The following is a 26,342-nucleotide window of genomic DNA, read 5'->3' as shown; positions in this document are numbered from 1 at the left end:
TAGATAAGACTGACGAAGTAAGCTCAAAACATGGTTTTGAGGTTATAGATGAAACTGACGAAGTCAGCTCAAAACATGATTTTGAGGTTGTAGATGAAACTGACGAAGTCAGCTCAAAACATGATTTTGAGGTTGTAGATGAAACTGACGAAGTCAGCTCAAAACATGGTTTTGAGGTTGTAGATGAAACTGACGAACTCAGTAACCATACATACGGCAAGGCGACGCTGACGTGGTTTGAAGAGATTTTCGAAGAGTATAAAAACTAAAAAAGCAGACCATTAAAGCCTGCTTTACTATTGATTCTGATATAAATTTCCTGTGAAGAAGGAAATGCATTCCTGATAACTTATTCTTCATCCATACTCAAGACGCTGAGAAAGGCTTCTTGTGGGACTTCAACTGATCCGATGGCTTTCATACGCTTCTTACCAGCTTTTTGTTTTTCAAGGAGTTTACGCTTACGAGAAACGTCACCACCATAACATTTAGCAAGTACGTTCTTACGAAGGGCCTTGATATCAGTACGAGCCACAATTTTGTGTCCAATTGCTGCTTGAATTGGCACCTCAAATTGTTGACGAGGAATGATTTTCTTGAGCTTATCAACGATGAGTTTCCCACGTTCGTAGGCAAAGTCCTTGTGAACGATAAAGCTGAGGGCATCCACCTTGTCTCCATTGAGAAGGATGTCCATTTTGACCAGCTTAGAAGGGCGATATTCTGACAATTCGTAGTCAAAACTTGCATAACCACGAGTTGAAGACTTAAGCTTATCAAAGAAGTCAAAGACGATTTCAGCCAGTGGAATTTGATAGATAACATTGACACGGTTATCATCAATATAGTCCATAGTCACAAAGTCACCACGCTTACGCTGAGCTAATTCCATCACTGCTCCAACAAACTCTTGCGGCACCATGATTTGCGCCTTAACATAAGGCTCTTCAATGGTCGCAATCTTGGTAGGATCTGGGAACTCAGATGGGTTAGATACATCCATAGACTCACCGTCAGTCAAATTAACCTTATAGATAACAGACGGAGCTGTCATGATAAGGTCGATATTGAACTCACGTTCTAAACGTTCTTGGATAACATCCATATGGAGAAGTCCAAGGAAACCACAACGGAAACCAAATCCAAGTGCCTGCGATGTTTCTGGTTCAAACTGAAGACTAGCATCATTCAGTTGCAATTTTTCAAGCGCTTCACGCAGGTCATTGTACTTGTTTGACTCAATTGGGTAGAGACCCGCAAAGACCATAGGATTCATCTGCTTGTAGCCATGTAATGGCTCTGCCGCAGGATTGGTTGCCAAAGTAACTGTATCACCCACACGAGTATCCTGAACAGTCTTGATAGAAGCCGCAATATAACCAACATCACCAGTCGCAAGGAAATCACGACCAACTGCTTTGGGTGTAAAAATACCGACTTCGGTCACATCAAAGGTCTTGCCATTGCTCATGAGCTGAATCTTATCGCCAGGTTTGACCACTCCGTCCATGACACGCACTTGGAGGATAACCCCACGGTAAGCATCGTAAACAGAGTCGAAAATCAAGGCCTTAAGTGGCGCCGTCACATCACCCGTTGGTGCTGGTACTTTTTCTACAATTTGCTCTAGAATTTCTTCTATACCAATACCAGCCTTGGCAGAAGCCAAAACTGCTTCACTGGCATCCAAACCAATGACATCTTCAATCTCCGTACGCACGCGCTCAGGATCTGCAGCTGGCAGGTCAATTTTGTTAATGACTGGCATGATTTCCAAATCATTGTCCAAGGCTAGATAAACGTTGGCAAGGGTTTGAGCCTCAATCCCTTGAGCAGCATCAACCACCAAAATAGCACCCTCACAGGCAGCGAGCGAACGGGAAACTTCATAGGTGAAGTCTACGTGCCCCGGTGTGTCAATCAAGTGAAAAATATAAGTTTCGCCATCTTTTGCAGTATAATTGAGCTCGATGGCATTGAGTTTAATGGTAATCCCACGTTCTCGCTCTAAATCCATGCTGTCCAAAAGCTGGGCCTGCATTTCACGACTTGAAACCGTCTCTGTTTTTTCCAAAATGCGGTCTGCTAGAGTCGACTTTCCGTGGTCAATATGGGCAATAATAGAGAAGTTACGGATCTTCTCCTGTCGTTTTTTCAATTCTTCTAAGTTCATGATTCTCTTCCTTTCAGGGTATCTATTCATTATAAATTGTTTTTGATATTTTGACAAGACCATACCCTGCTAGGAGTACTAATCTTCAGCGACAAAGCCGTCATTTTCGATAAAGTAGTGTTCTGTCATTCCTTGGTCTGTAAAGACAATTCCATGAAGGACACCACCATAAACAGCTCCTCCGTCCATCCCAATCTTGCCATCTTCTGTAGTCCAAAGCTCAGCTGTACCTCGGTCTTGATTTAACAAACCATAAACTGGTGTATGACCAAAGACAATGATTTTTCCAGTATGATTTTCAGCTTCGTGGAATGGTTTTCTAAGCCAGACTTTCTTATAATCTGTTGTTTCATGCCAATCGTCTAAGGTCAAATCAATACCTGCGTGAACAAAGATATACTTGTCTGTCTCTACTACAAATGGCATTTGACGAATAAATTCGACCAAGTCTGCCGCTTCAGTAGCAACATGCTTGGCATCCTCCACTCCGTCAACTGGTGCATCCAAGGGACGACCTAGGATAGAGTTGATGGTTGTATCTCCACCATTGCGACGATAATGGTCATAACTTTCTTCTGGGTCATCGAGCCAAGTCAAAAACATATACTCGTGATTTCCTGACAAACAGATTGCCCCTTGATTATCGACCAAGTCCTTGACCATTTCAAGGACACGGCGACTATCTTCACCACGGTCAATCAAATCCCCTAGAAAGAGCAACTGGGTCTGACCATCCCATGTTTTGAGAAGGTCTTCCAGCATCCCAGCTTTTCCGTGAACATCTCCAATTACATAATAGTCTGTCATCTTATTTCTCCCTGTTTCTCAACAATTCTCTGGCTTGCGTCAGGGCTGCTTCCGTCACATCATCACCTGCCAACATCTTAGCAACTTCTTCCACTCGCTCTTCAACCGTCAAGAGACGAACAGTCGAAACCGTTGAATGCTCATTGCTAATCTTCTCAATAAAGAATTGATAATCTGCAATCGCAATCACTTGTGGTAAATGGGAAATAGCTAGAACCTGCCCATGCTGACCAATCTTGTGAATCTTCTGCGCAATAGCCTGAGCTACACGGCCTGAAACTCCTGTATCCACCTCATCAAAGACAATGCTGGTCTTGCCTTCTTTACGTGAAAAGGCAGATTTAATGGCTAGCATGAGACGAGATAATTCTCCGCCAGATGCAACCTTAACCAAGGGTTTAAAGTCTTCGCCAGGATTGGTTGAAATGTAAAACTCAACCATTTCATTTCCCTCACGACTGAATTTGCCCTTGCTAAAACGAACCTGAAACTGGGCTTTTTCCATATACAGATCCTGTAGTTCTTGTTTAATCTCTGCTTCGAGCTGCCGAGCCAAGTCATGACGAGCAGAGGCAAGTTGACCAGCCAAATCAACAAGATTGACTTCCAATTTCTTAAGCTCTGCTTCCATGTCCTCAGATGAAAGGTTATTTCCTGTCAAGAGATTGTATTCTTCCGTAATCTTGGCAAAATAAAGCAAGACATCGTCTACAGTCCCACCATACTTACGGGTAATAGTATGAAGGAGGTCCAAACGATTCTCAACCTGCATAAGACGATTGCCGTCAAAATCCAGATCCTCAATGATAGCTTCCAAACGTTTGCTAATGTCTTCTAAGACATAGTAGGTCTCAGACAGAGAGCTTGAAATTTCACGGTATTCAGGGTCATACTCTTCGACACTTTCCATGTCATTCATGGCTGAACGAACATTGGCTAAACTTGAAAAGTCTTCATTGTCCAACATGCTGTAGGCATTGGTCAGTGTATCCGCAATATTTTTATGGTTGAGGAGTTTATCACGCTCTTGATTGAGAGCCAGGTCTTCTCCAGCTTGCAAGTTTGCTGCCTCAATCTCTGCCATTTGAAATTCCAACATTTCGATACGGGCCTTGTGTTCCTGTTGGTTTTTCTTGACTTCCAGAACCTGCTTGCGCATTTTTCTATAAGCATCAAAACTCGTTTGATAGGTTTCTTTCAAGCCCCAAAAGGCTGTATCACCAAATTCATCCAACATCTGGATGTGCAGTTGAGGACGCATTAACTCCTCTTGGTCATGCTGACCATGTATATCCACAAGATGTTGCCCAATAGCACGCAAAACCGACAGATTAACCATCTGGCCATTCACACGGCTAATACTACGACCATTTTGCAGAATTTCCCGACGGATGATAATTTCATCACCCATTTCCAAACCTTGCTCATCAAAAATTTCCTGCAAAAGACGACTATTCTCAACGGAAAAAAGTCCCTCAATCTCTGCCTTTGGCGCACCATGACGAATAACATCTGTCGTCGCACGAGCTCCCAACATCATATTCATGGCATCAATGATAATCGACTTCCCTGCACCTGTTTCACCAGTCAGGACAGTCATCCCCTTTTCAAAATTAAGGGAAATAGCCTCAATAATGGCAAAGTTTTTTATCGAAATTTCAAGTAACATATAGACCTACCAATTTTTTACTTGTTCAAAGATTTCCTCAGCTAGACTTTCACTTCTGGCAATGACTAAAATCGAGCTATCATCAGCCAAACAGCTGAAAATCTTATCAGCAAAAGTCTCGGTTAACTGAGCTTTTACAAAAGCTGTATTTCCTGGAATAACTTGGAGATTGATCATCTTATCCATCAATTGAGCCGATTCAATATTGTCTTCAGCCAGTTGCAAACTTTTTACGATTGATTTTGGCAATTCATAGACATAGGTGTTGTCTCTCAAAGGAATTTTGACAATACCTAGCTCTTTGATATCCCGTGATACCGTTGCTTGAGTGGCGGTGATGCCAGCCTCTTTCAAATGTTCTACAATTTCTTCTTGTGTACCGATTTGATAATCTGTCACAAATCGTCTAATTTTTTCAAGTCTCTCTTTTTTATTCATTTTTAAATTGACTATGCGCCCTCTCTACTACTTCTTCAATATCAGCAAGAACCTGATTACTTGCTGACTCTTCTTTTTTCAAATATGCTAAAAACTCAATATTTCCATGTCCACCTTGGATGGGAGAAAAGTCCAAGCCAAGAACTGAAAAACCTTCCTCTACTGCCATAGCTGTGACAGATTCAAGGACATTCTGGTGAACCTTGGCATCTCGAATAATTCCATTTTTCCCAATCTGCTCACGTCCTGCCTCAAATTGGGGCTTAACCAGAGCCACGACCTGACCTTGAGCTGCCAAGACTCGGTGCAAGGCTGGCAGAATCAGACTGAGAGAAATAAAACTCACATCAATACTGGCAAAGCTCGGTTCCTGCTCGAAATCAGTCTTTTCAGCATAGCGAAAATTGAACTGCTCCATACTGACAACTCGTGGGTCTTGGCGTAATTTCCAAGCCAACTGATTGGTACCAACATCGACTGCAAAGACCAACTCGGCACCATTCTGCAACATAACATCGGTAAATCCTCCAGTAGAAGCCCCAATATCAATCGTTGTTGCCCCATCCACTGATAAATCAAATACTTGCAAGGCCTTTTCTAATTTCAAGCCACCACGGCTGACATACTTGAGTTTTTCACCCTTAAGTTTTAGCTCGGTGTCGTCTGGGATTTTCTCTCCTGGCTTGTCAAAACGTTCTCCATTCAGGACTGCTACGACTAGGCCAGCCATCACACCGCGCTTAGCCTGTTCTCGCGTTTCAAACAAGCCCTGTTTATAAGCTAGTACATCCACTCTTTCCTTAGCCATTGATTCTCAAACTTTCTACTACTTTTACAATCGATTCTATCTCAAAGGGAATCTGCTGGGCAATTTCTTCTAATTTGGCATTAGCTTGATCCAAGGTTTGGTTACAAAAGGCAATAGCCTCTTCCAAGCCCAACAAGGCAGGATAGGTTGACTTTTCAGCATGCAAATCCTTTTGTGGTGTCTTGCCAATTTCTTCAAAACTAGCTGTCACATCGAGTACGTCATCTCGAACTTGAAAAGCAAGCCCAATCAATTCACCTACAGTTTTCAGTTTTGCCTGCATCTCAGGTGCCAATTCGGCTATAATAGCAGCTGCTTGGAAGGGATAAGCTAGTAATTTTCCAGTCTTATTAGCATGAATAGTCTGAAGTTCTTCCAAAGACAAATGCTGGTGTTCACCTTCCATGTCCAAAACCTGCCCAGCCACCATACCCAAACTTCCTGATGCAAGAGATAAATTGGCAATCAAGTCCACCTTGATCTGACTTGACAAATCTGCCTGCGCTATCAAGGCATAAGGATCTAGGAACAAAGCATCTCCAGCCAAAATGGCCATAGCTTCACCGAATTTCTTATGGTTGGTCAAACGCCCTCGACGGTAATCATCATCATCCATGGCAGGAAGGTCATCGTGAATCAAGCTCCCTGTATGAATCATTTCCAAAGCCGCAGCCACCTGTGCGTGAGCAGGTTTAATAGCGACCTGCAAGGCTTCCAGAACTTCTAACAAGAGAAAAGGTCGAATACGCTTGCCACCAGCATGAATGGAATAGAGAACAGACTCTCGCAAATTAGAGGCAAACTGCTGGTCTCCATAAAAGTCTTCCAAGGCTGACTCGACAAGAGCTAATTTTTCTTGCTTCTTCATTCAAAATCACTTTCTGTTCCGTCTTCTTGCATAACCTTGACCAAGGTCTTTTCAGCCTTGTCCAGCGTCGCTTGGAGCTCTTTTGACAAGACCATACCCTTTTGAAAGGCAGCAATCGCATCTTCCAGAGCAATTTCACCATTTTCCAAACTTTGGACAATGGTCTCCAGTTCTGCTAGATTTTCCTCAAATTTCTTTTGTTTTGACATCTTTAACCTCTAATTCTACTCGACCATTTCGCATCAAAAGCGTCACCTGGTCTTTTTTCTTCAAATTTTCAACCGAATCGACTACTGAATCTTCTTTTTTGACAATTGCATAACCACGTGCCACAATTCGGCTAGTATCCAACATCAGCAAGGCTTCTGAAAGTCGCTTGGCCTCAGCAACCTTGGCATCATAAGCCAGCGCCATTTGGCTACGTAGTAACTTGTCTAACTGACCTAGGCGGTCTTGATAACGTTGAATTTTGGTAACAGGTGATAATTGTACCAGTCGATGCGTCCTTGCTTGTACCAGCTGTTTGTTATCAGAAATCCGTGTTCGCAAACTTTGTTTTAAGCGCAGTTCTAGCTGATCCAATCGTTGCAAATAACCATCATACAAACGCTCTGGCTGTCTAAAGATAACAGACTGACTGCATTTTTTCAAAGATTCTTGTTTCTTCGATAAGACATTTCGGACTGCCGTAGCCATCCGTTTTTCCTGATTTTGCAAATGAGCTAATAGATCCAACTTGGTCACAGGTGTTGCTAGTTCAGCAGCAGCCGTTGGTGTCGCAGCCCGTCTATCTGCAACAAAATCTGCCAAGGTCACATCCGTCTCATGCCCCACACTAGAAATGACTGGCAAACGAGATTCAAAAATAGCTCGTACCACAATTTCTTCGTTAAAGGCCCAGAGATCCTCGATGGAACCTCCACCACGACCAATAATCAGCAAGTCCAAATCGTCTCGTTGATTAGCACGCGCAATATTACAAGCAATTTCCTCCGCAGAGCCTTCACCTTGCACCTTAGTTGGATAAAGTAGGATATCGACACCTGGAAATCGCCTGCTGACGGTCGTGATAATATCTCGAATAACGGCTCCACTGCGACTGGTCACTACACCAATTCTCTTAGAAAATTGGGGCAGAGGTTGCTTGAAGCGTTCTTGAAATAAGCCTTCTTCTGTCAATTTTTTCTTGAGTTGTTCAAACTGAATCGCAAGCGCACCAACTCCATCAGGCTCAGCCTTTTCTATGATGATGGAGTAGCTACCACTTGGTTCATAGACCTGCACACGCCCAATCACATTGATTTTCATCCCTTCTTCCAGGTCGAAGCCTAATTTCTGATAAATCCCAGACCAGATGGTCGCTTGAATAACTGCATGATCATCCTTTAGGGAGAAGTATTGGTGAGTAGGTCGTTTACGAAAGTTGGAAACTTGACCAGTTAAATAGACCCGTTCCAAGTAAGGGTCTTTATCGAATTTCATTTTCAGATACTTGGTCAAAGTTGTTACCGATAAATACTTTTCCATCTCCACCTACTATTCATTTACTTGCTCTTTCATGGGTATTATTATACCAAAAATATGCCTAAAAATCTCCATTTATGTACCATTATGAGGGAAAAATAAATAATAGGTTTACAACAAATATCTGACAGCTTATGGCATAAGAAAACGAGTATCTCCCATTACGGATATACTCGTTTTTTTGATATTTTAAAAGTGAACTTTTTGCCTTCTGCTTAAATCTTTTCGACAAAACCTTGATAACTATTTGTTACTTTCATCTTTACGTTTAGTAAACACAAAGAATGATGCTAAAGTTGTTAATAACCCAACCACAGTCATACTCATGTCCGACGCACTCCCCGTACGTGGCAATGTTGGTTTTTCCTCTTTTGGTGGCTCAACTAGTTTCGTTGGTATCTCCTCTTTTGGTGTCTCAACTTGTTTTGTTGGTTTCTCCACTTTTGGCGGTTCCACTGGTTTTACTGGTGTCTCCTCTTTTGGCGGTTCAACTGGTTTTGCTGGTGTCTCCTCTTTTGGCGGTTCCACTGGTTTTGCTGGTGTCTCCTCTTTTGGTGGTTCAACAGGTTTTACTGGTTTCTCCACTTTTGGTGGCTCCACTGGTCTCGTTGGTGGCGTTGGTTCTTTCAAGTCAGGCTTAACCGGTGGGGTTGGAGCTTTTGGTTCTTTCAAGTCAGGTTTCACTGGTTTTTCTTTATCGAACTTGTTTGGTTCTTTTGGAGCAACTCCTAATGGTGTTGGTTCTTTAAGTTCTGGTTGTTTTGGTTCAACTGGTTTCGTTGGTGGCGTTGGTTTTGGTGTTTCAACCAATTCTAGTTTCGGTTTCACATCAATATATTCGTCAACGATAGCCGTGTTGATTCCGAATAATTGAGTGAATGGGACAGTTGCACCAAATTCCAAATAGAAGCCATCTTCTGTCACTTTTATAACACCTGCACCTTTGTATTTGTAAGGTGATTCTTGGTTATCCCATACCGGGTTTCCACTGTTAATTTCATCTAATGTTTTATCGGCATAAAATCCATCATCATGTTTATAGACAAAAGATTCATTCAATTTGATAAATGAAGCATTATGAATAGCATACACAATTTCACGATAGGTACTAGGCCATGTATTCACATTGGATCCATATTTGTTAGTCATATAATCTTTGACTTTTTTGAAACCATCTTTTTTGTACTCTTCTTCATCTTTTACGTATGCTGTTTTCAATTCTGCTTTTTTTGTATTCCACTCTTGACGTTTGGAAAGGTCACTCAACAATCCGCCGGGTTTTGATGCTGTTTCGAGGTCTACGTTATACAGTTTCTTAAATTCGTCATTTAAGTATTCGTCATAAACTCCTGATTTCCCATAGAATTCCTTAAACATATCCTTATTGTCTGCGAAATAATACGAATTGTCACTATAACCATGCCATCCTGTATTCATAGAACTCACTGCAAACATAACTGGTTTTTCTTTTGTTGGAATCACTTTCGTTCCATCTTCAAGATATAGAGTTGGTTTCATACGAACTCTTGTACTATATCCATGTTTTCTGAAATCACCATAGATTGATACTGAAATAGTTGGATCGTAGGCAGGAGAAATTTGCATTGTATCAACAGAACTACCAGTCTCTAAGACAGTGTATTCATAATCAATACGTGTGACTTTTTTCTTATCGTATGTGGTGTTCTCTAAGTTTGTGTAAGTCACGGTAAACGGTCTATCTTTTTTGGCAATGACAGGATATGTGGTGATATGTGGGTCTTTGCCGTATTCTCGATAACCTGTTACTGTTTCATCCCATCGTTTGATGATCTTATCTGTCAAATTATTTTTTGCTAATGCTTCATCTGATAATTGGTCGCTACTCAACTTTTTATGATTTAGTTTCCAAAAACTTCCGTCTTTCTGAGTATATTTCAACATTGCTAAAGCACCAGTATCACCAGTATCTTTAACTTCTATGCTGATTTTAGCATTTGGTTCTTTAACGAAAATCAAATAGTTTTTTTCTTCGCTTGCAAAACGACCTGGTTTCTTCGATTCTTCTTCGAATTTTTTCAATTTTTCATTATATTCTGCTCTACGTTTATCGTTTTCAATTTTATCAGCAGCTTCATTAGATTTAACTTGTTTATTGTATTCTGCAAGTTTTGTATTGTATGTTGCGAGTTTAGCGTCATAATCAGCTTTGGCCATATTATAGTCAGTTTGGGCTTTGTCATAGGCTGCTTTATCTTTTTCATATTGTGCTTTTTTATCATCCCACTCAGCTTTAAGTTTTTCGTATTCAGCTTTTACCTTGTCCGCATCAGCTTTTTGTTTATTGTATTCCGAAAGGTCACTTTCGTATTTTGTAAGTGTCTCTTTGTTTGTAGCTAACACTTTGTCATATTCAGCTTTCGCCTTATCGTACTCGGCCTTGTCCGCTTCATATTTAGCCACACTTTCATTGTAGGCTTTCAGTTCTGCTTCATATGCTTTCTTATCTAATTCATATTTTGTTGTTTCTGCCTTATACGTAGTTAAAGCCTTGCCATAACTATCAAACTCGTTTTGTTGAATGTTTGAAGATTGGTCAGAGGCTTCAACTGTATGTACCCAAAATAGGATAGCAGAAGTTAAGCATGCGCTTGCTAATCCAAATTTTACTGAGTTTTTGTTCATATTACTCACTCTTTCTTAGAACGATTTAGAGAAAACTTAGTTTCTTTTGATTATTTATTTTCTAAACTTAATACATATACAATAAATTTACTTAAATCTAATTCATCTGATTATTTGCTGTTTCGAGCTTCTTCCAAAATCTTTGCAATCTTGGTCGTCAAAAGGTCGATAGCCACGGTATTGCTGACTCCCTCAGGAATGACAATATCAGCATAACGCTTGGTTGGTTCGATAAACTGGTGGTACATGGGTTTGACCACACCTAAATACTGGTCAATAACACTATCAAGGCTACGGCCACGCTCTTCCATATCACGCTTGATACGACGAATAATGCGCACATCATCATCCGTATCCACAAAAATCTTGATGTCCATCAAATCGCGCAGACGCTTGTCCTCCAAGACCAAAATCCCCTCAACGATAAAGACATCTTGAGGCTCCTGACGATAGGTCTTGCTGCTCCGTGTATGCTCTGTATAGTCATAAGTCGGAATATCCACTGGACGACCCGCCAACAATTCCTTAATCTGCTCGATCATCAAATCTGTATCAAAGGCAAAAGGATGGTCGTAGTTGGTTTTGACACGCTCTTCAAAGGTCAAATGAGACTGATCCTTGTAGTATGAATCGTGCTCAATCATGGAAATCTTTTCATCAGGAAAATGCGATAAAATGGCTCTTGAAACACTGGTCTTACCTCCACCAGAACCACCTGTCACTCCGATAATGATTGGTCTATTTTGCATGCTATCCTCCGTTTTTTTATCCGTCGTCTATTCTATCACATTTTTTACAAAATTTATAGTCTGATTTGGGTAGTCTAGGGGAAACAACACTCCCCACACCTCAGTTAGACTAGCTAAAAACCTTTCGTGGCTTGTAGAGATTTCCTCGTTTCTCTAGAATGGCTAACAATTTATCATCTTCAAAGGCAGCTAATTCTTGTTCTGTTTGTTCGAGTTCGATAAAACGACCAAAGCCTACTTCTGTAGCCTCTTCTTGAGTTAAGAAAACTTTGACAAGGTCTCCTGTCCCAATCTCTAGAGGATAGAGAAAGTCCAGTTGACCAGCCTCTACTTTTTCAGCAATTTCTTCCAAGGTAAGAGCATCTTCTAGTTGCAAACCAGCTGCACTAGTTCGAGTCAGATGTGACATATGAGCCGCATAACCAAGCTTCTCTCCCAAGTCAACCGATAAGGTACGAATATAGGTTCCCTTGCTACATTTCACACGAAAAGTAAAACGTGCAAGATGATCCTCATAAGAAATCGGACTTGTCCGCTCAAATTGATAAATGGTCACCTGACGTTCTGGACGCTCCACTTCCTGACCAGCACGCGCATACTCATAGAGCTTACGTCCATTGACCTTGACAGCTGAATACATAGGTGGAATCTGGGTAATAGTCCCAGTCAAACTAGCGATTGCTTCATCAACAAGCTTTTCATCCAAGGGCGATAAAACAGGTGTCTCTGCGACCACTTCCCCACTGGCATCCTCAGTCGTCGTGGAATAACCTAGAGTGATTTCCCCCTCATAGACCTTACCCTCGTCCTGCATAAACTCGACCATGCGTGTCGCCTTGCCAACCGCAATGGGCAAAACACCCACCACATCCGGATCCAAAGTCCCACCATGACCAATCTTCTTGGTTCCCAAAATCTTACGCAGTTTAAAAACCGCATCATGCGATGTCATCCCCGCTTCTTTTTTTAAGTTGATAATACCGTTCATTTTTGCTTTCTCACTCCCCCTTCAGTGCTTCAAATTTCGCTTTCATGGTTGGATTTTTTCGAGTCAATTTTTTAACAGAAACATCTTCCAATTTGTTGTTTGCGAGACGGAGTTGGTTTTCAGATGTGGTTAGGAATTTCTTAACCTCTTCCATCCGTTTTATGGCCTTATCGATTTCATCAATAGCTTTTCCAAAGTTGGTCGAAGCTGAGTTATAGTTCTTGGCAAAAGCTAGTTTAAAGGCGTCCAAATCTTCTTCAAAATGCGTAATGTCAATATTTTGTTCGCGAACCAAGGCCAGCTCCTGCTTGTATTTTAGGGAATTAAGCGCCGCATTACGTAAGAGACCAATCAACTGGATAAAGAATTGAGGACGAACCACATACATCTTTTCGTACTCATGGCTGACGTCAACAATCCCTGTGTTAAAGTAGTCGTTATCGGCCTCAAGCATAGTCACCAAAACGGCATACTCACAGTTCTTCTCCCGACGGTCCTTGTCTAATTCCTTGTAAAAATCTGCATTCTTGTGCTTCTTCTCTGTTCCATCTGCTTCATTTTTCATCTCAAACATAATGGAAATGATTTCGACTCCATTTTCATCGCATTCACGGAAGATAAAGTCCCCCTTAGAACCACGCGCAGAAACCTTGTTATCCTTCTCAAAGTAAGCATTTGGAAAGGCGAAACTACGTACCTTGTTAAACTCACTCTCTGCATAGTGTTCCAGACTTTCCCCAATCGCTTTTGTAGATTGTTGGACTTTGAAATTCTTGTAAAATTCGACTTGTTCACTGGCTGCCTTGAGCTGGGCTTCGTAGTTTTGCTTAACAGAAGCAAGAGAAAGCTCGTTTTCTTTTTCTTGTAAAAGAAGTTGGTTTTTAACCTGATCACGTTCTTTTTCTAGATCAGAAAGGGTCTTTTGGAGCTGGTTTTCATGCTCCAAACGCAAGGTCGCCAATTGGTTTTCCAAGGCCTGTACTTCCTTATCCTTAGCCAATAAGGCCTGATTACTTGTCTGTTCAACCTCTTTCTTGGCCAATTCTTTTTCTGTATCAAAGTTTTGGATTTGACTCTGTAATTGAGCAATTTCTTGGTCTTTTTGAGCTAGTTTAGACTGTTGTTCATTCATGGCCTTTTGCTCAGCCAAGGCCAGTTCCTGCTTCATCCGGTCGTGCAATTCCTTATCAAACTCTGCCGTTCTCACTTGAGACAAAAGTTCGGCATACTGACTTTCATTTACTGTAAAGACTTCCCCACAGTTGGGACATTTGATTTCGTTCATATCGTTCCTCTTTCTAGACTTCTTTAACCATTATATCATGCCTAAAGGAAAATCAAAAACAGCGAGTCGAAACCCACTGTTTATCTTCTTTTACTTTAAATTTTTTCCAAGGCCAAGCGCAAATCTTCGATCAAATCCTCTACATTTTCAAGTCCGATTGACAAACGAATTTGGTTTGGTGTGACACCTGCTGCTTCAAGGTCTTTTTCTGACAATTGACCGTGAGTGGTTGTAGCTGGATGGACAACAAGCGATTTGGCATCTGCCACGTTTGCTAGGTCAGAGAAGATTTCCAAATTATCAATTACCTTACGGGCTTCTGCCTCCCCACCTTTGACATGGAAGGTAAAGATTGAGCCCACACCTTTTGGCAAATATTTCTCAGCCAAGGCATGGTAAGGACTATCAGCAAGTTTTGGATAATTGACCTTTTCTACCTTAGGATGGTTGACAAGGAAATCAACAATTTTCTCTGCATTTTGCACATGCCGTTCCACACGAAGTGAAAGGGTTTCAAGTCCTTGGAGTAACAAGAAGGCATTAAATGGCGACAAGGCTGCACCTGTATCACGGAGCAATTGAACACGGACAGCGATAATAAAGGCAGCCGCACCTACATCACGAGTATAGCTCAAGTTATGATAGCTTGGGTCTTCCTCAACAAATTGAGGGAATTTCCCTGAAGCCGCCCAGTCAAAACGCCCACTATCGACAATCACTCCACCAATAGTCGTACCATGCCCACCGATAAACTTAGTCGCAGAGTGAATGGCAATATCAACACCGTGAGAAAAGACGTTAATCAAATATGGTGTAGCAAAAGTGTTGTCCGAAACGAGTGGAATCTGGTGTTTATGCGCAATCTCAGCCAATTTTTCCAAGTCAGGAATGTTAATCAAGGGATTGCCCAAGGTTTCAATTAAGACAAGCTTGGTATTGTCTTTGATCGCTGCTTCTACTTCCTCCAAATTATCCACATCGACAAAGGTTGTTGTGATCCCATAACGAGGAAGGGTTTCTTTCAAGAGATTGAAAGTCCCACCGTAAATAGTTGATGCTGCTACAACATGGTCACCAGCATGGGCAAGTGCCAAAATCGTATAAGTCACTGCAGCCATACCTGATGCGGTTGCAAGAGCTCCAACACCACCTTCCAGAGCAGCAATTCTTTCTTCAAAGGCAGCCGTTGTAGGATTTGTAATACGAGTATAGATATTCCCTGGTTTTCTCAAGGCAAACAAATCGGCACCTTCCTGCGTGTCATCAAAAACAAAGGATGTAGTCTGATAAATCGGTACTGCACGAGACTTGGTAGCTGGATCCACAACTTGACCAGCATGCAATTGTAATGTTTCAAATTTAAAATCACGAATCATAAGGCGACCTCCATATAGTTTGATTAAGGATATTGTAGCACCTTGAGTTATAGTTTACAAATATCAGTTTTCTATATTTTGATATAATAAATAACTATTACCTTATTTTAAAAATCGAAAAAAGCACGACTCAATCGTGCTCATTTTCTTAATCTACATAAGTATCTTCGTTTTTATTAAGGAAGGCATATGGAAGACCCATCAAGAGGCCTCCTCCGATAAAGTTTCCAATGAAGGTTACACCCCAGTGTCGAAGCATATTCCCAACACCGAAGTTAGCAATTGAATCCGCAGCAACACTGAATTTCACAATCGCGAAAGAAGCAAAGTTTGCAGCAATGTGCTCGTTTGTTAAGAATACAAACATGTAAATCGCTGACAACACAAGCCAAAGTTTGGCACCACCATCTTTGACCAAAACAAATGAAAGAATCGCAATATTTACGAAAATATTTGCCAAAATCGCCTCAAGCAAGATTAATTCATTTGAACGGCCTAACTTCATCTCAACAACCCCTGAGATGAAACTATCGTGAGTCAGATGTGCATAGGCTGCCGAATGAGCAAAGCCCCTATAAGGTTGAACAAGGTACAGTAAAGTAAAATCTCAGCTGTTTTTCTCCAAGAGATTTTTTTCAAGAAACTACCAGCAGTCAAGAACATCATGTTTGATGTTACCAACTCGGCATTCAAAAAAACAATGTAGGCCAAGCCCCAAGCGAAGACAAATGGGAAGAGGAAGCGTCCACTACCTGGCGCAATTTTATTAATCAAGTCAGCCCCAACTGCACCTGCAGCAGTACTGAAGGTTAAAAATGCACCTGCGAACATAGAACGAATCGCATACTTAAATTTGCTTTGACTATAAAGACTTTCTTTCTTCTTGCAAGCAAATTCAATCTTTGAGATAAATTCTGAAGAAACCATAATAAACTCCTAAATCTTTTTTCTTGATAATTATATCACAAACTTTAGAATTAAGGAAGCGTTTTCTGTGTTTCATAAAAGTTTATTTTTATGAAAATCTTAAAAAAATCAGTGAAATTCTGGATTTCACTGATTTGTACTAATAAAATTGTTTATATGGTTGATTGAAAGCTGTTAGGATTTCATCAGATGTTTGTGAATAATCTTTTGTTTCTTTCAAATCACCTTTTACAATAATACGTTCTGTAGCAGCAAGGTCTTCACAGGTTACTAATGTGATTTCATTGACCCCATCTCTATCATCAACCTCATCAACACGATCCGGTGTCACACGTTTAACTTCACGGATTTCATAGGTATAAACTTTATTTTTATCAGTTAGATAAATCTTCATACCATTTTTAGCATTATCTAAAGGAGAAAATAACATTTTATTAGCATTATCAACACCAAAGATATGGTGACTAGCTAGACTATAATTTCCTTCTCCCATTACTTGCTCGCGTTTCATTGTACCAGCACCATAGAAGAGATTGACATTATCAAGTCCTTTAAAAATCGGCAAATTCATTTCCAATTCAGGAATTGCAATTCCCCCAATAACTGGTAATTTTTGAGCATCCCATTGAGAAGCTAGAACAGCTTCCGAAGAAATTGCTTTGACCGAATCAAAATCAAAATTTCCTTCTGTATCCTGATTTTCTTCTATTTTTTCTTTTGATACCTGGCTAACTTGATACTTATTGGTATTCCAGACCATGAAAATATTTCGAATTTGCGCATTAAAAATCAAAGCCAGTGACAGTAATATCAGAAATCCTGCTAGGATATTTGTCAGCAGATTTTTTCGTTTGTTTTTCTTTTTATTATTTTTTTGAGACATTATGCTTCACCTTCTGTTTCATTTTCTGTCCCAACTTCTTCTTTTTCTGCCGCTGCAACCGTTGTGAAGGTCACTATCTGAGCATCTTGATCCAGGCGCATTACTTTAACTCCCATAGTTGCGCGTCCTGTTTGTGAAATATTGGCAAGATTGGTTCGAATCATGACACCTGTATCAGTGATAATCATCACATCCTCATCCCCTTGAACAGTCATAAGACCGGCCAGCAAGCCATTTTTTTCGGTAATTTTAGCTGTCTGCATTCCCTTACCACCACGACCTTTGGTTGGGTATTCAGTAGCAGCTGTACGCTTACCATATCCTTTTTCAGTAATGATAAGAACCTCATCTTGATCAGTAATTACGCTCGCTCCGACTACTGTGTCTCCATCACGGAGATTAACACCTTTCACACCAGTGGCGATACGGCTCATGCCACGAACGGCTGATTGATTAAAGCGAACTGCATAACCAAACTTGGTACCAATGATAATATCCGTATCTTCTTCCGTCAACAAGACATTGATTAACTCATCTTCATCCTTTAGATTCAGCGCTTTGAGACCATTTTGACGAATATTGGCAAATTCCTTAACACTGGTTCTCTTCACAATACCGTGACGGGTTGTAAAGAAGAGATAAGCATCATCACTGCGATCAGACTCAACATTGATAACCGTCTGAATACTTTCGTCTTCATCCAATTTCAAGAGATTGACTACTGGTAGCCCTTTGGCAGTTCGACCATACTCAGGAATTTCATAGCCTTTCAAACGATAAACTCGCCCTTTATTTGTGAAGAAGAGCAGATGATCATGGGTGCTAGTTGACACTAACTCACGAACAAAATCATCATCCTTAACACCTGTTCCTTGGACACCACGACCCCCACGTTTTTGAGCAGTAAATTCATCCTGATCCAAACGCTTAATGTAGCCTCTGTTAGAAAGGGTAATCAAGACATCCGATTCTTCAATCAAATCTTCATCTTCAAGACTCAAGACTTCACCGACCATCAACTCTGTACGGCGTTTATCAGAAAATTTACGTTTAACTTCATCCAATTCGTCTTTGATAATTTGAGAAACACGTTCAGGCTTAGCAAGAATATCCGCTAAATCCGCAATCAGAGCCAAGAGGTCATCATACTCAGACTGAATCTTATCGCGTTCCAAACCTGTCAAACGACGAAGGCGCATGTCTAGGATAGCCTGACTTTGACGTTCAGAAAGCTTGAACTTACTCATCAACTCGGCTTGTGCTTCTGCGTCTGTTTCACTAGCACGGATGATACGAATCACTTCATCGATATGGTCTAGCGCAATTAAGAGACCTTCTAATATATGAGCGCGTGCTTCCGCTTTTTCCTTATCAAAACGGGTACGACGAACAACTACTTCTTTTTGGTGCTCGATATAAGCATCCAAAATCTGACGAAGGGATAAAATCTTCGGTACACCATTTTGGATAGCAAGCATATTGAAACCAAAGTTGGTTTGCATCTGGGTCATCTTGAAGAGATTGTTGAGGATAACATTAGCAGACGCATCACGCTTAACTTCGATAACAAATCGAACACCTTCACGGTTTGACTCATCACGTACTGCTGTGATGCCCTCAATCCGTTTTTCCTGAACCAAACGAACAATATGCTCATGCACCTTTGTTTTATTGACCATATAAGGAAATTCTGTTACAACAATACGCTCACGGCCAGTCTTAGTTTCTTCGATTTCAGTACGAGAACGAAGAACAATCGAACCTTTACCTGTTTCATAAGCCTTATGAATGCCTGATTTCCCCATGACAAGGGCACCTGTTGGAAAATCTGGACCAGGCAAGACTTCCATCAAGTCCTTGGTAGTCACTTCAGGATTGTCCATGACGAGCTTGACTGCATCAATCGTCTCACCTAGATTGTGAGGGGGAATATTGGTCGCCATCCCAACGGCAATACCAGTTGCTCCATTTACCAAAAGGTTTGGAAAGCGCGCTGGCAAGACCAAGGGTTCACGTTCATTGGCGTCATAGTTATCAACGAAATCAACTGTATTTTTATTGATATCACGAAGCATCTCCAGAGCAATCTTGCTCATACGTGCCTCAGTATAACGCTGGGCGGCAGCACCATCTCCATCCATGGAACCAAAGTTCCCATGACCATCTACAAGCATGTAACGGTAGCTCCACCATTGAGCCATACGGACCATGGCTTCATAAATAGAGGAATCCCCGTGTGGGTGATATTTACCCATGACATCCCCTGTAATACGAGCAGATTTTTTATGAGGTTTGTCTGGAGTAACACCCAATTCATTCATTCCGTAGAGAATGCGACGGTGAACAGGTTTCAAGCCATCTCGAACATCAGGAAGAGCCCGGGCTACGATAACACTCATGGCGTAATCGATAAAGCTCGTCTTCATCTCCTTTGTCAGATTGACATTCACTAAATTTTTATCCTGCATTAATAAATGCCTCATTTCACAATTAGTAAGTAACAACATTATACCATAAATTCCCATCTATTTCAGCCTCTAAACCACTAAAACGTTTACATTGAGAACTATAAGGCATATTCGTGACAAAGTTTTTTAAAAGTGATAGAATGAAGTTGTCTGGGGAAAATCCCCTAATAAAATTAAGGAGATGTTTAGAACAATGACTTCAACTAAACAACACAAAAAAGTTATCCTTGTCGGTGATGGTGCTGTAGGTTCATCTTACGCTTTTGCACTGGTTAACCAAGGAATTGCACAAGAGCTTGGAATTATCGAAATTCCACAATTGCATGAAAAAGCTGTTGGTGACGCGCTTGACCTTAGTCACGCCCTTGCCTTCACTTCACCTAAAAAAATCTATGCAGCTCAATACTCTGACTGTGCAGACGCTGACCTTGTTGTGATCACTGCAGGTGCGCCTCAAAAACCAGGTGAAACTCGTCTTGACCTTGTAGGTAAAAACCTTGCTATCAACAAATCAATCGTAACTCAAGTTGTTGAATCAGGTTTCAAAGGTATCTTCCTTGTTGCTGCTAACCCAGTTGACGTTTTGACTTACTCAACTTGGAAATTCTCTGGTTTCCCTAAAGAACGCGTTATCGGTTCAGGTACTTCACTTGACTCAGCTCGTTTCCGTCAAGCACTTGCTGAAAAATTGGATGTTGATGCTCGTTCAGTGCACGCCTACATCATGGGTGAACACGGTGACTCTGAGTTCGCTGTTTGGTCACACGCTAACATCGCTGGTGTAAACCTTGAAGAATTCCTTAAAGACACTCAAAATGTTCAAGAAGCTGAATTGATTGAATTGTTCGAAGGTGTTCGTGATGCAGCCTACACAATCATCAACAAAAAAGGTGCAACATACTACGGTATCGCAGTAGCCCTTGCTCGTATCACTAAAGCAATCCTTGACGATGAAAACGCAGTACTTCCACTTTCAGTATTCCAAGAAGGTCAATACGGAGTTGAGAACGTCTTTATCGGTCAACCAGCTGTTGTTGGTGCACATGGTATCGTTCGTCCAGTAAATATCCCATTGAACGACGCAGAAACTCAAAAAATGCAAGCATCTGCTAAAGAATTGCAAGCTATCATTGACGAAGCATGGAAAAACCCAGAATTCCAAGAAGCTTCTAAAAACTAATTTAGATAGAAATAACTCCTTGAATCATCAGGGAGTTGTTTTTTTCTGTATTATAGTAGGTTGAAGTTGAAATAGCACCCCATTACTCTAAAACGTTGTTACAAAATGCTTTAAATTCCTAATTGATTTGTTCAGATTTTATTTCATTTCTCTATAAAACGCATAGTATCAAGTTTTTATACCTGATAATATGCGTTTTATTGTGTCAAGACTTACTTGATTTCTCCTCGAATCAAGTTTTGTTTCGTCTCACCTTTATGATATTTTTTCAACTAAGTCCTGTATCATCCGATGCAGTTCTTCGATTTTCTCAGATTGCTTCTCTAGTAATATTCTCTGACTAGATAATTCATCTTGAAGTTTATCAAGTTTTATCTGTTCATCTGGATTATCTTTTACAAAAAAGTTCGTCAAGGCACTCGTTAACATTCCTATTGTTCCAATACCGACAAGCATCAGTAAAACTGCTAGCCATTTCCCAAAAAGGGAAACTGGAACAATATCACCATAACCAACAGTAGTTACTGTCACAAGAGCCCACCAAAGACTATCTGAGAAGGATTTTTCTTCAACTACAGATAAAATTGAACTTCCTACTAGAACGATAAAAATATTAACATACAAGATATAAATCAGGCCATTTGTCCGTAAGAATCTACTAATTTTTCTTTCTAATTTACCTGTAAGTCCAATTATTCTAAGTAAACGAGTCAGTTTCAGTAATTTTGTCAGCCTTGCTAAGCGGAAGATACGCCCTAATCGAAAAACTGTGAAAATAGCATTTAAAGGGAGAATAGCCAATAAATCAAAAATATTTTCAAGAATAAAGCGCCATTTTCTTTTAGTAATAAAAAAGCGCCAACTATAATCAATTACAAAAACACCCCAAAGTAGTAAATCAATAATATTGTACGGAGGATTGTCCAAATCAATCATCTCAGAAAATCCAAGCAATATCAGAATAACAGAGATTAAAGCAAGTAAAATAATTGTTGTGTCATAGTAATCCTTAAATAACCATTTTCTTTTCACACTACTTCTCCTATGTCATTTTTAAACATTATACCACAACAAATATCTGCTAATTTATAAAAAAGAAGGCACTCGCCTTCTTTTTATATGTCTGTCAAGGGTGTTGCGGTATCTGGTGAGGTATCATAAACCTTAAAGTCTACTCCGACTCCCAGATCAGCTTGTGCTAGCTGATTGACCATGGTCATGTGAGCCAACTCCTTGATATTGTTTTCCTTAGACAAGTGACCAAGGTAGATTTTCTTAGTGCGATTTCCTAAGGTACGAATCATAGCTTCAGCACCATCTTCATTAGAAAGGTGACCCAGATCCGATAGGATTCGTTGTTTGAGTCGCCAAGCATAAGATCCTGCTCGCAAAATCTCTACATCATGGTTGGACTCGATAAGATAGCCGTCCGCATTTTCTACAATCCCTGCCATACGGTCACTGACATAACCTGTATCTGTCAAAAGGACAAAACTTTTATCATCTTTCATAAAGCGATAGAACTGCGGTGCGACTGCATCATGGCTTACACCAAAACTCTCGATGTCAATATCTCCAAAGGTTTTGGTTTTGCCCATCTCAAAGATATGCTTTTGCGAAGAATCCACCTTGCCAATATATTTACTATTTTCCATAGCTTGCCAGGTCTTTTCATTGGCATAAAGATCCATACCATACTTGCGAGCCAAAACGCCTACTCCATGGATATGATCTGAATGCTCATGGGTAATCAAGATGGCATCCAGGTCTTCTGGCTTGCGGTTAATTTCAGCAAGTAGGCTAGTAATCTTTTTACCAGACAAGCCAGCATCCACTAAAAGCTTCTTTTTTGGTGTTTCCAGATAAAAGGAATTTCCACTGGAACCCGACGCTAAAATACTGTATTTAAAGCCTGTTTCACTCATTCTAGTCTTCTACTTCATCCTCCCATACTTCTTCTTTCACTGCATCCTTATCATAAGGGAGCACAATGGTAAAGGTTGATCCCTTACCGTATTCACTCTTGGCCCAAATAAAGCCCTTATGTTGTTTGATAATTTCCTTGGCAATAGACAGTCCCAAACCTGTACCACCTTGGGCACGACTTCTAGCACGATCCACACGATAAAAACGGTCAAAGATACGTGGTAAATCCTGCTTAGGAATGCCTAAACCATGGTCAGAAATGGATAAAATCATCTGGTCTTCAGTTGTCTTCATTCTGACAGTGATTTTACCCCCATCTGGCGAATACTTAATAGCATTATTTAAAATATTGTCGATAACCTGCGTCATCTTATCTGTATCAATTTCCATCCAGATAGAATTGATGGGGTAATCTCTCACCAACTCATATTTTTTCTCCTTTTCCTGTCCTTTCATCTTGTCAAAACGATTGAGGATAAAGGTAATAAAAGCAGTGAAGTTAATCAGTTCCACATCCAAGTGACTGGTGGCGTTATCAATCCGTGAAAGATGAAGGAGGTCGGTCACCATGCGCATCATACGGTTGGTTTCATCAAGAGAAACCTTGATAAAGTCTGGTGCTACAGTTTCACACAAAGCTCCCTCATCCAAGGCTTCAAGATAAGATTTCACACTGGTTAAAGGAGTCCGTAACTCATGACTAACGTTGGAAACAAAGAGTCTCCGTTCGCGCTCTTCCTTCTCCTGCTCCGTCGTATCATGCAAAACAGCCACCAAACCTGAAATAAAGCCAGACTCTCGACGAATCAAGGCAAAGCGAACTCGAAGGCTCAGATATTCGCCATTGACGTCTTGGGAATCTAGCAACAATTCTGGACTTTGGGTAATCAAATCACGCAATTCATAGTCTTCTTCTATCTTGAGCAATTCCAAAATGCTTCTATTCAGAACATCTTCTTTAACCAGCCCCAGTTGCTTCTTGGCTGTATCGTTAATCATGATAATCTGACCCCGACGATTGGTCGCAAGAACCCCATCTGTCATATAAAAAAGAATACTATTTAGTCTCTTACTCTCTTGTTCTAGATTTTCCTGAGTGAGACGAATAACCTCCGACAAGTCATTCAAATTATTGGTAATGTTGGTGATTTCAGACCCACCTTGCATATCAAGAACCTTGGAATAATCTCCTGCAATCAAATCTTTAACCTTTTGATTGATTTGCTTCAATCGAATATTATCACGTCTATTTTCCAGTAATAAGAGGGTTACAACAAGGATGAAACCTAACAAAATCAGGATAAAGATAAAATCTCTGGTAAAAATGGTTTGTTTCAGTAAATCAAGCATTATTTCTCATGTAATACCCTACACCACGGCGCGTCAAGATATACTCTGGTCGGCTGGGTGTATCTTCAATCTTCTCACGCAGACGTCGAACAGTCACATCAACCGTACGGACATCACCAAAATAGTCATAACCCCAGACAGTCTCAAGCAAGTGTTCGCGCGTGATGACTTGACCTGTATGCGATGCCAAATGATACAAAAGCTCAAACTCACGGTGGGTTAAGTCTAGTTCTTCGCCATATTTTTTAGCCACGTAGGCGTCTGGAACAATTTCTAAATCCCCAATTTGGATAGGTTGAGGTTTACTTTCTGCTTCCTGCCCATCTACTGGCATAGGTTGAGAACGACGCAGCAAAGCTTTAACACGCGCCTGTAACTCACGATTGGAGAAGGGTTTTGTCACATAGTCATCCGCCCCAAGCTCTAATCCGATAACCTTATCAAATTCACTGTCTTTAGCTGATAGCATGATAATAGGCACACTGCTGGTCTTGCGAATGGTCTTAGCAACTTCTAAACCATCAATTTCTGGAAGCATCAAATCCAGAATAATAATATCTGGCTGCTCTGCTTCATATTGCTCTAGCGCTTCACGACCATTAAAAGCAGTTACAACCTCGTAACCTTCCTTGGTCATATTAAACTTGATAATATCCGAGATTGGTTTTTCATCATCTACAATTAATATTTTTTTCATTTGTTCACCTTTTTCTCTACTATTATACCAAAAAAATAGCAAGAAGACATAATAGCTAGTCTTGGCTACTGTCTAAGTTGGCTTTTGCATAAGTCTGCCAGATTTTTTGTTGGGGTTTGGCAAGTGGGTAATTCTTAAACTCTACTGGTGAAAGCCACCGAACTTCCCTATCTGAAAAATCATGGTAGTCACTCACCTGACCTGCTACAATTTGAACATGCCACTTGCGATGGCTAAAGACATGCTTGACAGTCTCAAAATAAACATCAAGCCAATCAACTTCTAGGTCATAATCCTGCTGGAAACTCTCTTCTGGACTTGGGCCAAAGTTCACGCTTTCTTCTGCAACCTGATGAAAGAGGTCAAACTGCTCTTCTTGCGAAAAGCCATCTACTTCTATCAAGGGAAAATGCCAAAATCCTGCCAATAGCTTTTCACTTTCATTTTTTTCAAGTAAAAATTGCCCTTGAGAATTTTTCACAACTAAGGCTTTAAGATAAATAGGGACCGGCTTTTTCTTGGGAGCCTTGATTGGATAACGGTCCATGGTTCCATTCTGATATGCCGCACTAAAGTCCTTGACTGGGCTTTCTTCAGGTCTGGGATTTACAGGCGCCTCAATATCTGAGCCCAAGTCCATCAAGGCTTGATTAAAATCACCCGGACGATCCGGATCAATCAAGATTTCCATCATTGCCTGAAAAATTTTGCGATTACTTGGAATCCCAATATCATGGTTGACTTCAAATAGACGCGCCAAGACCCGCATAACATTACCATCTACAGCTGGCTCAGGCAAGTTAAAAGCAATACTGGAAATGGCTCCTGCTGTGTAAGGGCCAATTCCTTTCAAACTGGAAATTCCTTCATAGGTGTTTGGAAATTGGCCACCAAAGTCAGTCATAATCTGCTGGGCTGCAGCCTGCATATTGCGAACTCGAGAATAATAGCCCAAACCCTCCCAAGCTTTCAGTAAACTCTCCTCAGGCGCAGTTGCCAAACTTTCCACTGTTGGAAACCAGTCCAAGAATCGTTCGTAATAAGGGATAACCGTATCCACCCTGGTCTGCTGGAGCATAATTTCAGATACCCAGATATGATAAGGATTTTTACTTCTGCGCCACGGTAAATCTCTTTTGTTTTCATCATACCAAGTGAGGAGTTTCTGACGAAAAGAAACAATCTTCTCCTCCGGCCACATGGCAATACCATATTCTTTCAAATCTAACATATCTCTAGTATAACACAGAAGACTCTAACTGTCCTTTTCCTAGTATTAAAAAGCCTCTTCCCAAGTGAAAGAGGACTGATACTCAATGAAAATCAAAGAGCAAACTAGGAAGCTTAGCCGCAGGTTGCTCAAAACACTGTTTTGAGGTTGTGGATAGAACTGACAGAGTCAGTATCATATACCTACGGCAAGGAGACGCTAACGTGGTTTGAAGAGATTTTCGAAGAGTATAATTCTTATTGATGAACTGCTTGCAGTCTGAGAAAAAATGAGCTTGGATAGTATTCCCAAACTCATTTAAATTCAATTAAACTATTAGAACAAGCCTAGA

General features: G+C 40.7%; 21 protein-coding genes and 2 pseudogenes. 2 read left to right on the top strand and 21 right to left on the bottom strand.

The window, feature by feature from the left end; translation table 11 throughout:
* Positions 1–269 (top strand): annotated as a pseudogene (locus HT730_RS03455) (hypothetical protein); the annotation flags it as partial.
* Positions 270–349: 80 nt separating this feature from the next.
* Here HT730_RS03455 and lepA read toward each other — a convergent pair.
* From lepA to gyrA, 16 genes and pseudogenes are all read right to left on the bottom strand, one after another.
* The gene (gene lepA / locus HT730_RS03450; RefSeq protein WP_001047207.1) at positions 350–2,173 is read right to left on the bottom strand and encodes a translation elongation factor 4; all 1,824 of its coding nucleotides are present in this window, start codon (positions 2,171–2,173) and stop codon (positions 350–352) included.
* A 78-nt stretch (positions 2,174–2,251) separates the two neighbouring features.
* Complete coding sequence (locus tag HT730_RS03445) at positions 2,252–2,980, bottom strand: metallophosphoesterase family protein (protein ID WP_173306821.1); 729 nt, start codon at positions 2,978–2,980, stop codon at positions 2,252–2,254.
* A 1-nt stretch (position 2,981) separates the two neighbouring features.
* Positions 2,982–4,649, bottom strand: coding sequence for a DNA repair protein RecN (gene recN / locus HT730_RS03440; protein ID WP_173306820.1), 1,668 nt, complete (start codon positions 4,647–4,649; stop codon positions 2,982–2,984).
* A 6-nt stretch (positions 4,650–4,655) separates the two neighbouring features.
* The gene (locus HT730_RS03435; protein WP_050238300.1) at positions 4,656–5,087 is read right to left on the bottom strand and encodes an arginine repressor; all 432 of its coding nucleotides are present in this window, start codon (positions 5,085–5,087) and stop codon (positions 4,656–4,658) included.
* Entirely contained in the window at positions 5,080–5,895 is an 816-nt protein-coding gene (locus HT730_RS03430; protein WP_173306819.1) for a TlyA family RNA methyltransferase, read from the bottom strand. Before HT730_RS03430 ends, HT730_RS03435 begins: the two co-directional genes overlap by 8 nt.
* Positions 5,888–6,763 (bottom strand): polyprenyl synthetase family protein, encoded by an 876-nt coding sequence (locus HT730_RS03425; protein ID WP_173306818.1) that lies wholly within the window; start codon positions 6,761–6,763, stop codon positions 5,888–5,890. The genes HT730_RS03430 and HT730_RS03425 overlap by 8 nt, the downstream gene beginning before the upstream one ends.
* The gene (locus tag HT730_RS03420) at positions 6,760–6,972 is read right to left on the bottom strand and encodes an exodeoxyribonuclease VII small subunit (protein WP_000043226.1); all 213 of its coding nucleotides are present in this window, start codon (positions 6,970–6,972) and stop codon (positions 6,760–6,762) included. The genes HT730_RS03425 and HT730_RS03420 overlap by 4 nt, the downstream gene beginning before the upstream one ends.
* Positions 6,950–8,290, bottom strand: coding sequence for an exodeoxyribonuclease VII large subunit (gene xseA, locus HT730_RS03415; protein ID WP_173306817.1), 1,341 nt, complete (start codon positions 8,288–8,290; stop codon positions 6,950–6,952). Before xseA ends, HT730_RS03420 begins: the two co-directional genes overlap by 23 nt.
* A 240-nt stretch (positions 8,291–8,530) precedes the next feature.
* Positions 8,531–10,951, bottom strand: coding sequence for a GbpC/Spa domain-containing protein (locus tag HT730_RS03410; RefSeq protein WP_173306816.1), 2,421 nt, complete (start codon positions 10,949–10,951; stop codon positions 8,531–8,533).
* A gap of 110 nt (positions 10,952–11,061) precedes the next feature.
* Positions 11,062–11,700 (bottom strand): uridine kinase, encoded by a 639-nt coding sequence (gene udk, locus HT730_RS03405; protein ID WP_001181376.1) that lies wholly within the window; start codon positions 11,698–11,700, stop codon positions 11,062–11,064.
* Between the two features lie 109 nt (positions 11,701–11,809).
* On the bottom strand, positions 11,810–12,688 hold the full coding sequence (truB, locus tag HT730_RS03400; protein WP_173306815.1) for a tRNA pseudouridine(55) synthase TruB: 879 nt from the start codon (positions 12,686–12,688) through the stop codon (positions 11,810–11,812).
* 10 nt (positions 12,689–12,698) lie between these two features.
* Entirely contained in the window at positions 12,699–13,973 is a 1,275-nt protein-coding gene (locus tag HT730_RS03395) for a DUF2130 domain-containing protein (protein ID WP_173306814.1), read from the bottom strand.
* A gap of 95 nt (positions 13,974–14,068) precedes the next feature.
* Positions 14,069–15,349 carry an O-acetylhomoserine aminocarboxypropyltransferase/cysteine synthase family protein gene (locus tag HT730_RS03390; RefSeq protein WP_173306813.1) on the bottom strand — a complete coding sequence of 427 codons (1,281 nt, stop codon included), beginning with the start codon at positions 15,347–15,349 and terminating at the stop codon, positions 14,069–14,071.
* 148 nt (positions 15,350–15,497) lie between these two features.
* Positions 15,498–16,276, bottom strand: a pseudogene (locus HT730_RS03385) (formate/nitrite transporter family protein).
* Positions 16,277–16,415: 139 nt separating this feature from the next.
* Positions 16,416–17,159, bottom strand: coding sequence for a sortase SrtA (gene srtA, locus HT730_RS03380; protein WP_050261547.1), 744 nt, complete (start codon positions 17,157–17,159; stop codon positions 16,416–16,418).
* Positions 17,159–19,627 carry a DNA gyrase subunit A gene (gene gyrA, locus HT730_RS03375; protein ID WP_173306812.1) on the bottom strand — a complete coding sequence of 823 codons (2,469 nt, stop codon included), beginning with the start codon at positions 19,625–19,627 and terminating at the stop codon, positions 17,159–17,161. Before gyrA ends, srtA begins: the two co-directional genes overlap by 1 nt.
* 193 nt (positions 19,628–19,820) lie before the next feature.
* On the opposite strand from gyrA, the gene HT730_RS03370 reads away from it, so the two are divergent.
* Positions 19,821–20,807, top strand: a complete 987-nt coding sequence (locus tag HT730_RS03370) for an L-lactate dehydrogenase (protein WP_000204727.1) — start codon at positions 19,821–19,823, stop codon at positions 20,805–20,807.
* Positions 20,808–21,062: 255 nt separating this feature from the next.
* On the opposite strand, the gene HT730_RS03365 is transcribed toward HT730_RS03370, so the two are convergent.
* The 5 genes from HT730_RS03365 to mutY all read right to left on the bottom strand — a co-directional run bounded on the left by HT730_RS03365 (position 21,063) and on the right by mutY (position 26,011).
* A complete protein-coding gene (locus tag HT730_RS03365) occupies positions 21,063–21,839 on the bottom strand; it encodes an ion channel (protein ID WP_173306811.1) in 777 nt (258 codons plus the stop codon).
* A gap of 83 nt (positions 21,840–21,922) precedes the next feature.
* The gene (locus HT730_RS03360) at positions 21,923–22,732 is read right to left on the bottom strand and encodes an MBL fold metallo-hydrolase (protein ID WP_050242743.1); all 810 of its coding nucleotides are present in this window, start codon (positions 22,730–22,732) and stop codon (positions 21,923–21,925) included.
* Between the two features lies 1 nt (position 22,733).
* The gene (gene vicK, locus HT730_RS03355; RefSeq protein ID WP_050242744.1) at positions 22,734–24,083 is read right to left on the bottom strand and encodes a cell wall metabolism sensor histidine kinase VicK; all 1,350 of its coding nucleotides are present in this window, start codon (positions 24,081–24,083) and stop codon (positions 22,734–22,736) included.
* Complete coding sequence (gene yycF / locus HT730_RS03350; protein WP_173306810.1) at positions 24,076–24,780, bottom strand: response regulator YycF; 705 nt, start codon at positions 24,778–24,780, stop codon at positions 24,076–24,078. The genes vicK and yycF overlap by 8 nt, the downstream gene beginning before the upstream one ends.
* Before the next feature lie 55 nt (positions 24,781–24,835).
* On the bottom strand, positions 24,836–26,011 hold the full coding sequence (gene mutY, locus HT730_RS03345) for an A/G-specific adenine glycosylase (protein WP_173306809.1): 1,176 nt from the start codon (positions 26,009–26,011) through the stop codon (positions 24,836–24,838).
* Between the last annotated feature and the right edge of the window lie 331 nt (positions 26,012–26,342).

It is taken from the genome of Streptococcus sp. k-628, assembly GCF_013277475.1.
In the GTDB taxonomy this organism is placed as follows: Bacteria; Bacillota; Bacilli; order Lactobacillales; family Streptococcaceae; genus Streptococcus.
Note: the sequence above shows the minus strand (reverse complement) of the source record. Positions and strands in the feature narration are given on the sequence as shown.

Excerpts from the sequence above, each read along its gene's own strand:
- vicK (WP_050242744.1), bottom strand. The coding sequence starts at position 24,083 with ATGCTTGATTTACTGAAACAAACCATTTTTACCAGAGATTTTATCTTT.
- udk (WP_001181376.1), bottom strand. The coding sequence starts at position 11,700 with ATGCAAAATAGACCAATCATTATCGGAGTGACAGGTGGTTCTGGTGGA.
- HT730_RS03425 (WP_173306818.1), bottom strand. The coding sequence starts at position 6,763 with ATGAAGAAGCAAGAAAAATTAGCTCTTGTCGAGTCAGCCTTGGAAGAC.
- HT730_RS03445 (WP_173306821.1), bottom strand. The coding sequence starts at position 2,980 with ATGACAGACTATTATGTAATTGGAGATGTTCACGGAAAAGCTGGGATG.
- truB (WP_173306815.1), bottom strand. The coding sequence starts at position 12,688 with ATGAACGGTATTATCAACTTAAAAAAAGAAGCGGGGATGACATCGCAT.
- recN (WP_173306820.1), bottom strand. The coding sequence starts at position 4,649 with ATGTTACTTGAAATTTCGATAAAAAACTTTGCCATTATTGAGGCTATT.
- HT730_RS03370 (WP_000204727.1), top strand. The coding sequence starts at position 19,821 with ATGACTTCAACTAAACAACACAAAAAAGTTATCCTTGTCGGTGATGGT.
- HT730_RS03395 (WP_173306814.1), bottom strand. The coding sequence starts at position 13,973 with ATGAACGAAATCAAATGTCCCAACTGTGGGGAAGTCTTTACAGTAAAT.
- srtA (WP_050261547.1), bottom strand. The coding sequence starts at position 17,159 with ATGTCTCAAAAAAATAATAAAAAGAAAAACAAACGAAAAAATCTGCTG.
- gyrA (WP_173306812.1), bottom strand. The coding sequence starts at position 19,627 with ATGCAGGATAAAAATTTAGTGAATGTCAATCTGACAAAGGAGATGAAG.
- xseA (WP_173306817.1), bottom strand. The coding sequence starts at position 8,290 with ATGGAAAAGTATTTATCGGTAACAACTTTGACCAAGTATCTGAAAATG.
- yycF (WP_173306810.1), bottom strand. The coding sequence starts at position 24,780 with ATGAAAAAAATATTAATTGTAGATGATGAAAAACCAATCTCGGATATT.
- HT730_RS03360 (WP_050242743.1), bottom strand. The coding sequence starts at position 22,732 with ATGAGTGAAACAGGCTTTAAATACAGTATTTTAGCGTCGGGTTCCAGT.
- HT730_RS03430 (WP_173306819.1), bottom strand. The coding sequence starts at position 5,895 with ATGGCTAAGGAAAGAGTGGATGTACTAGCTTATAAACAGGGCTTGTTT.
- HT730_RS03435 (WP_050238300.1), bottom strand. The coding sequence starts at position 5,087 with ATGAATAAAAAAGAGAGACTTGAAAAAATTAGACGATTTGTGACAGAT.
- lepA (WP_001047207.1), bottom strand. The coding sequence starts at position 2,173 with ATGAACTTAGAAGAATTGAAAAAACGACAGGAGAAGATCCGTAACTTC.
- HT730_RS03420 (WP_000043226.1), bottom strand. The coding sequence starts at position 6,972 with ATGTCAAAACAAAAGAAATTTGAGGAAAATCTAGCAGAACTGGAGACC.
- HT730_RS03410 (WP_173306816.1), bottom strand. The coding sequence starts at position 10,951 with ATGAACAAAAACTCAGTAAAATTTGGATTAGCAAGCGCATGCTTAACT.
- mutY (WP_173306809.1), bottom strand. The coding sequence starts at position 26,011 with ATGTTAGATTTGAAAGAATATGGTATTGCCATGTGGCCGGAGGAGAAG.
- HT730_RS03390 (WP_173306813.1), bottom strand. The coding sequence starts at position 15,349 with ATGATTCGTGATTTTAAATTTGAAACATTACAATTGCATGCTGGTCAA.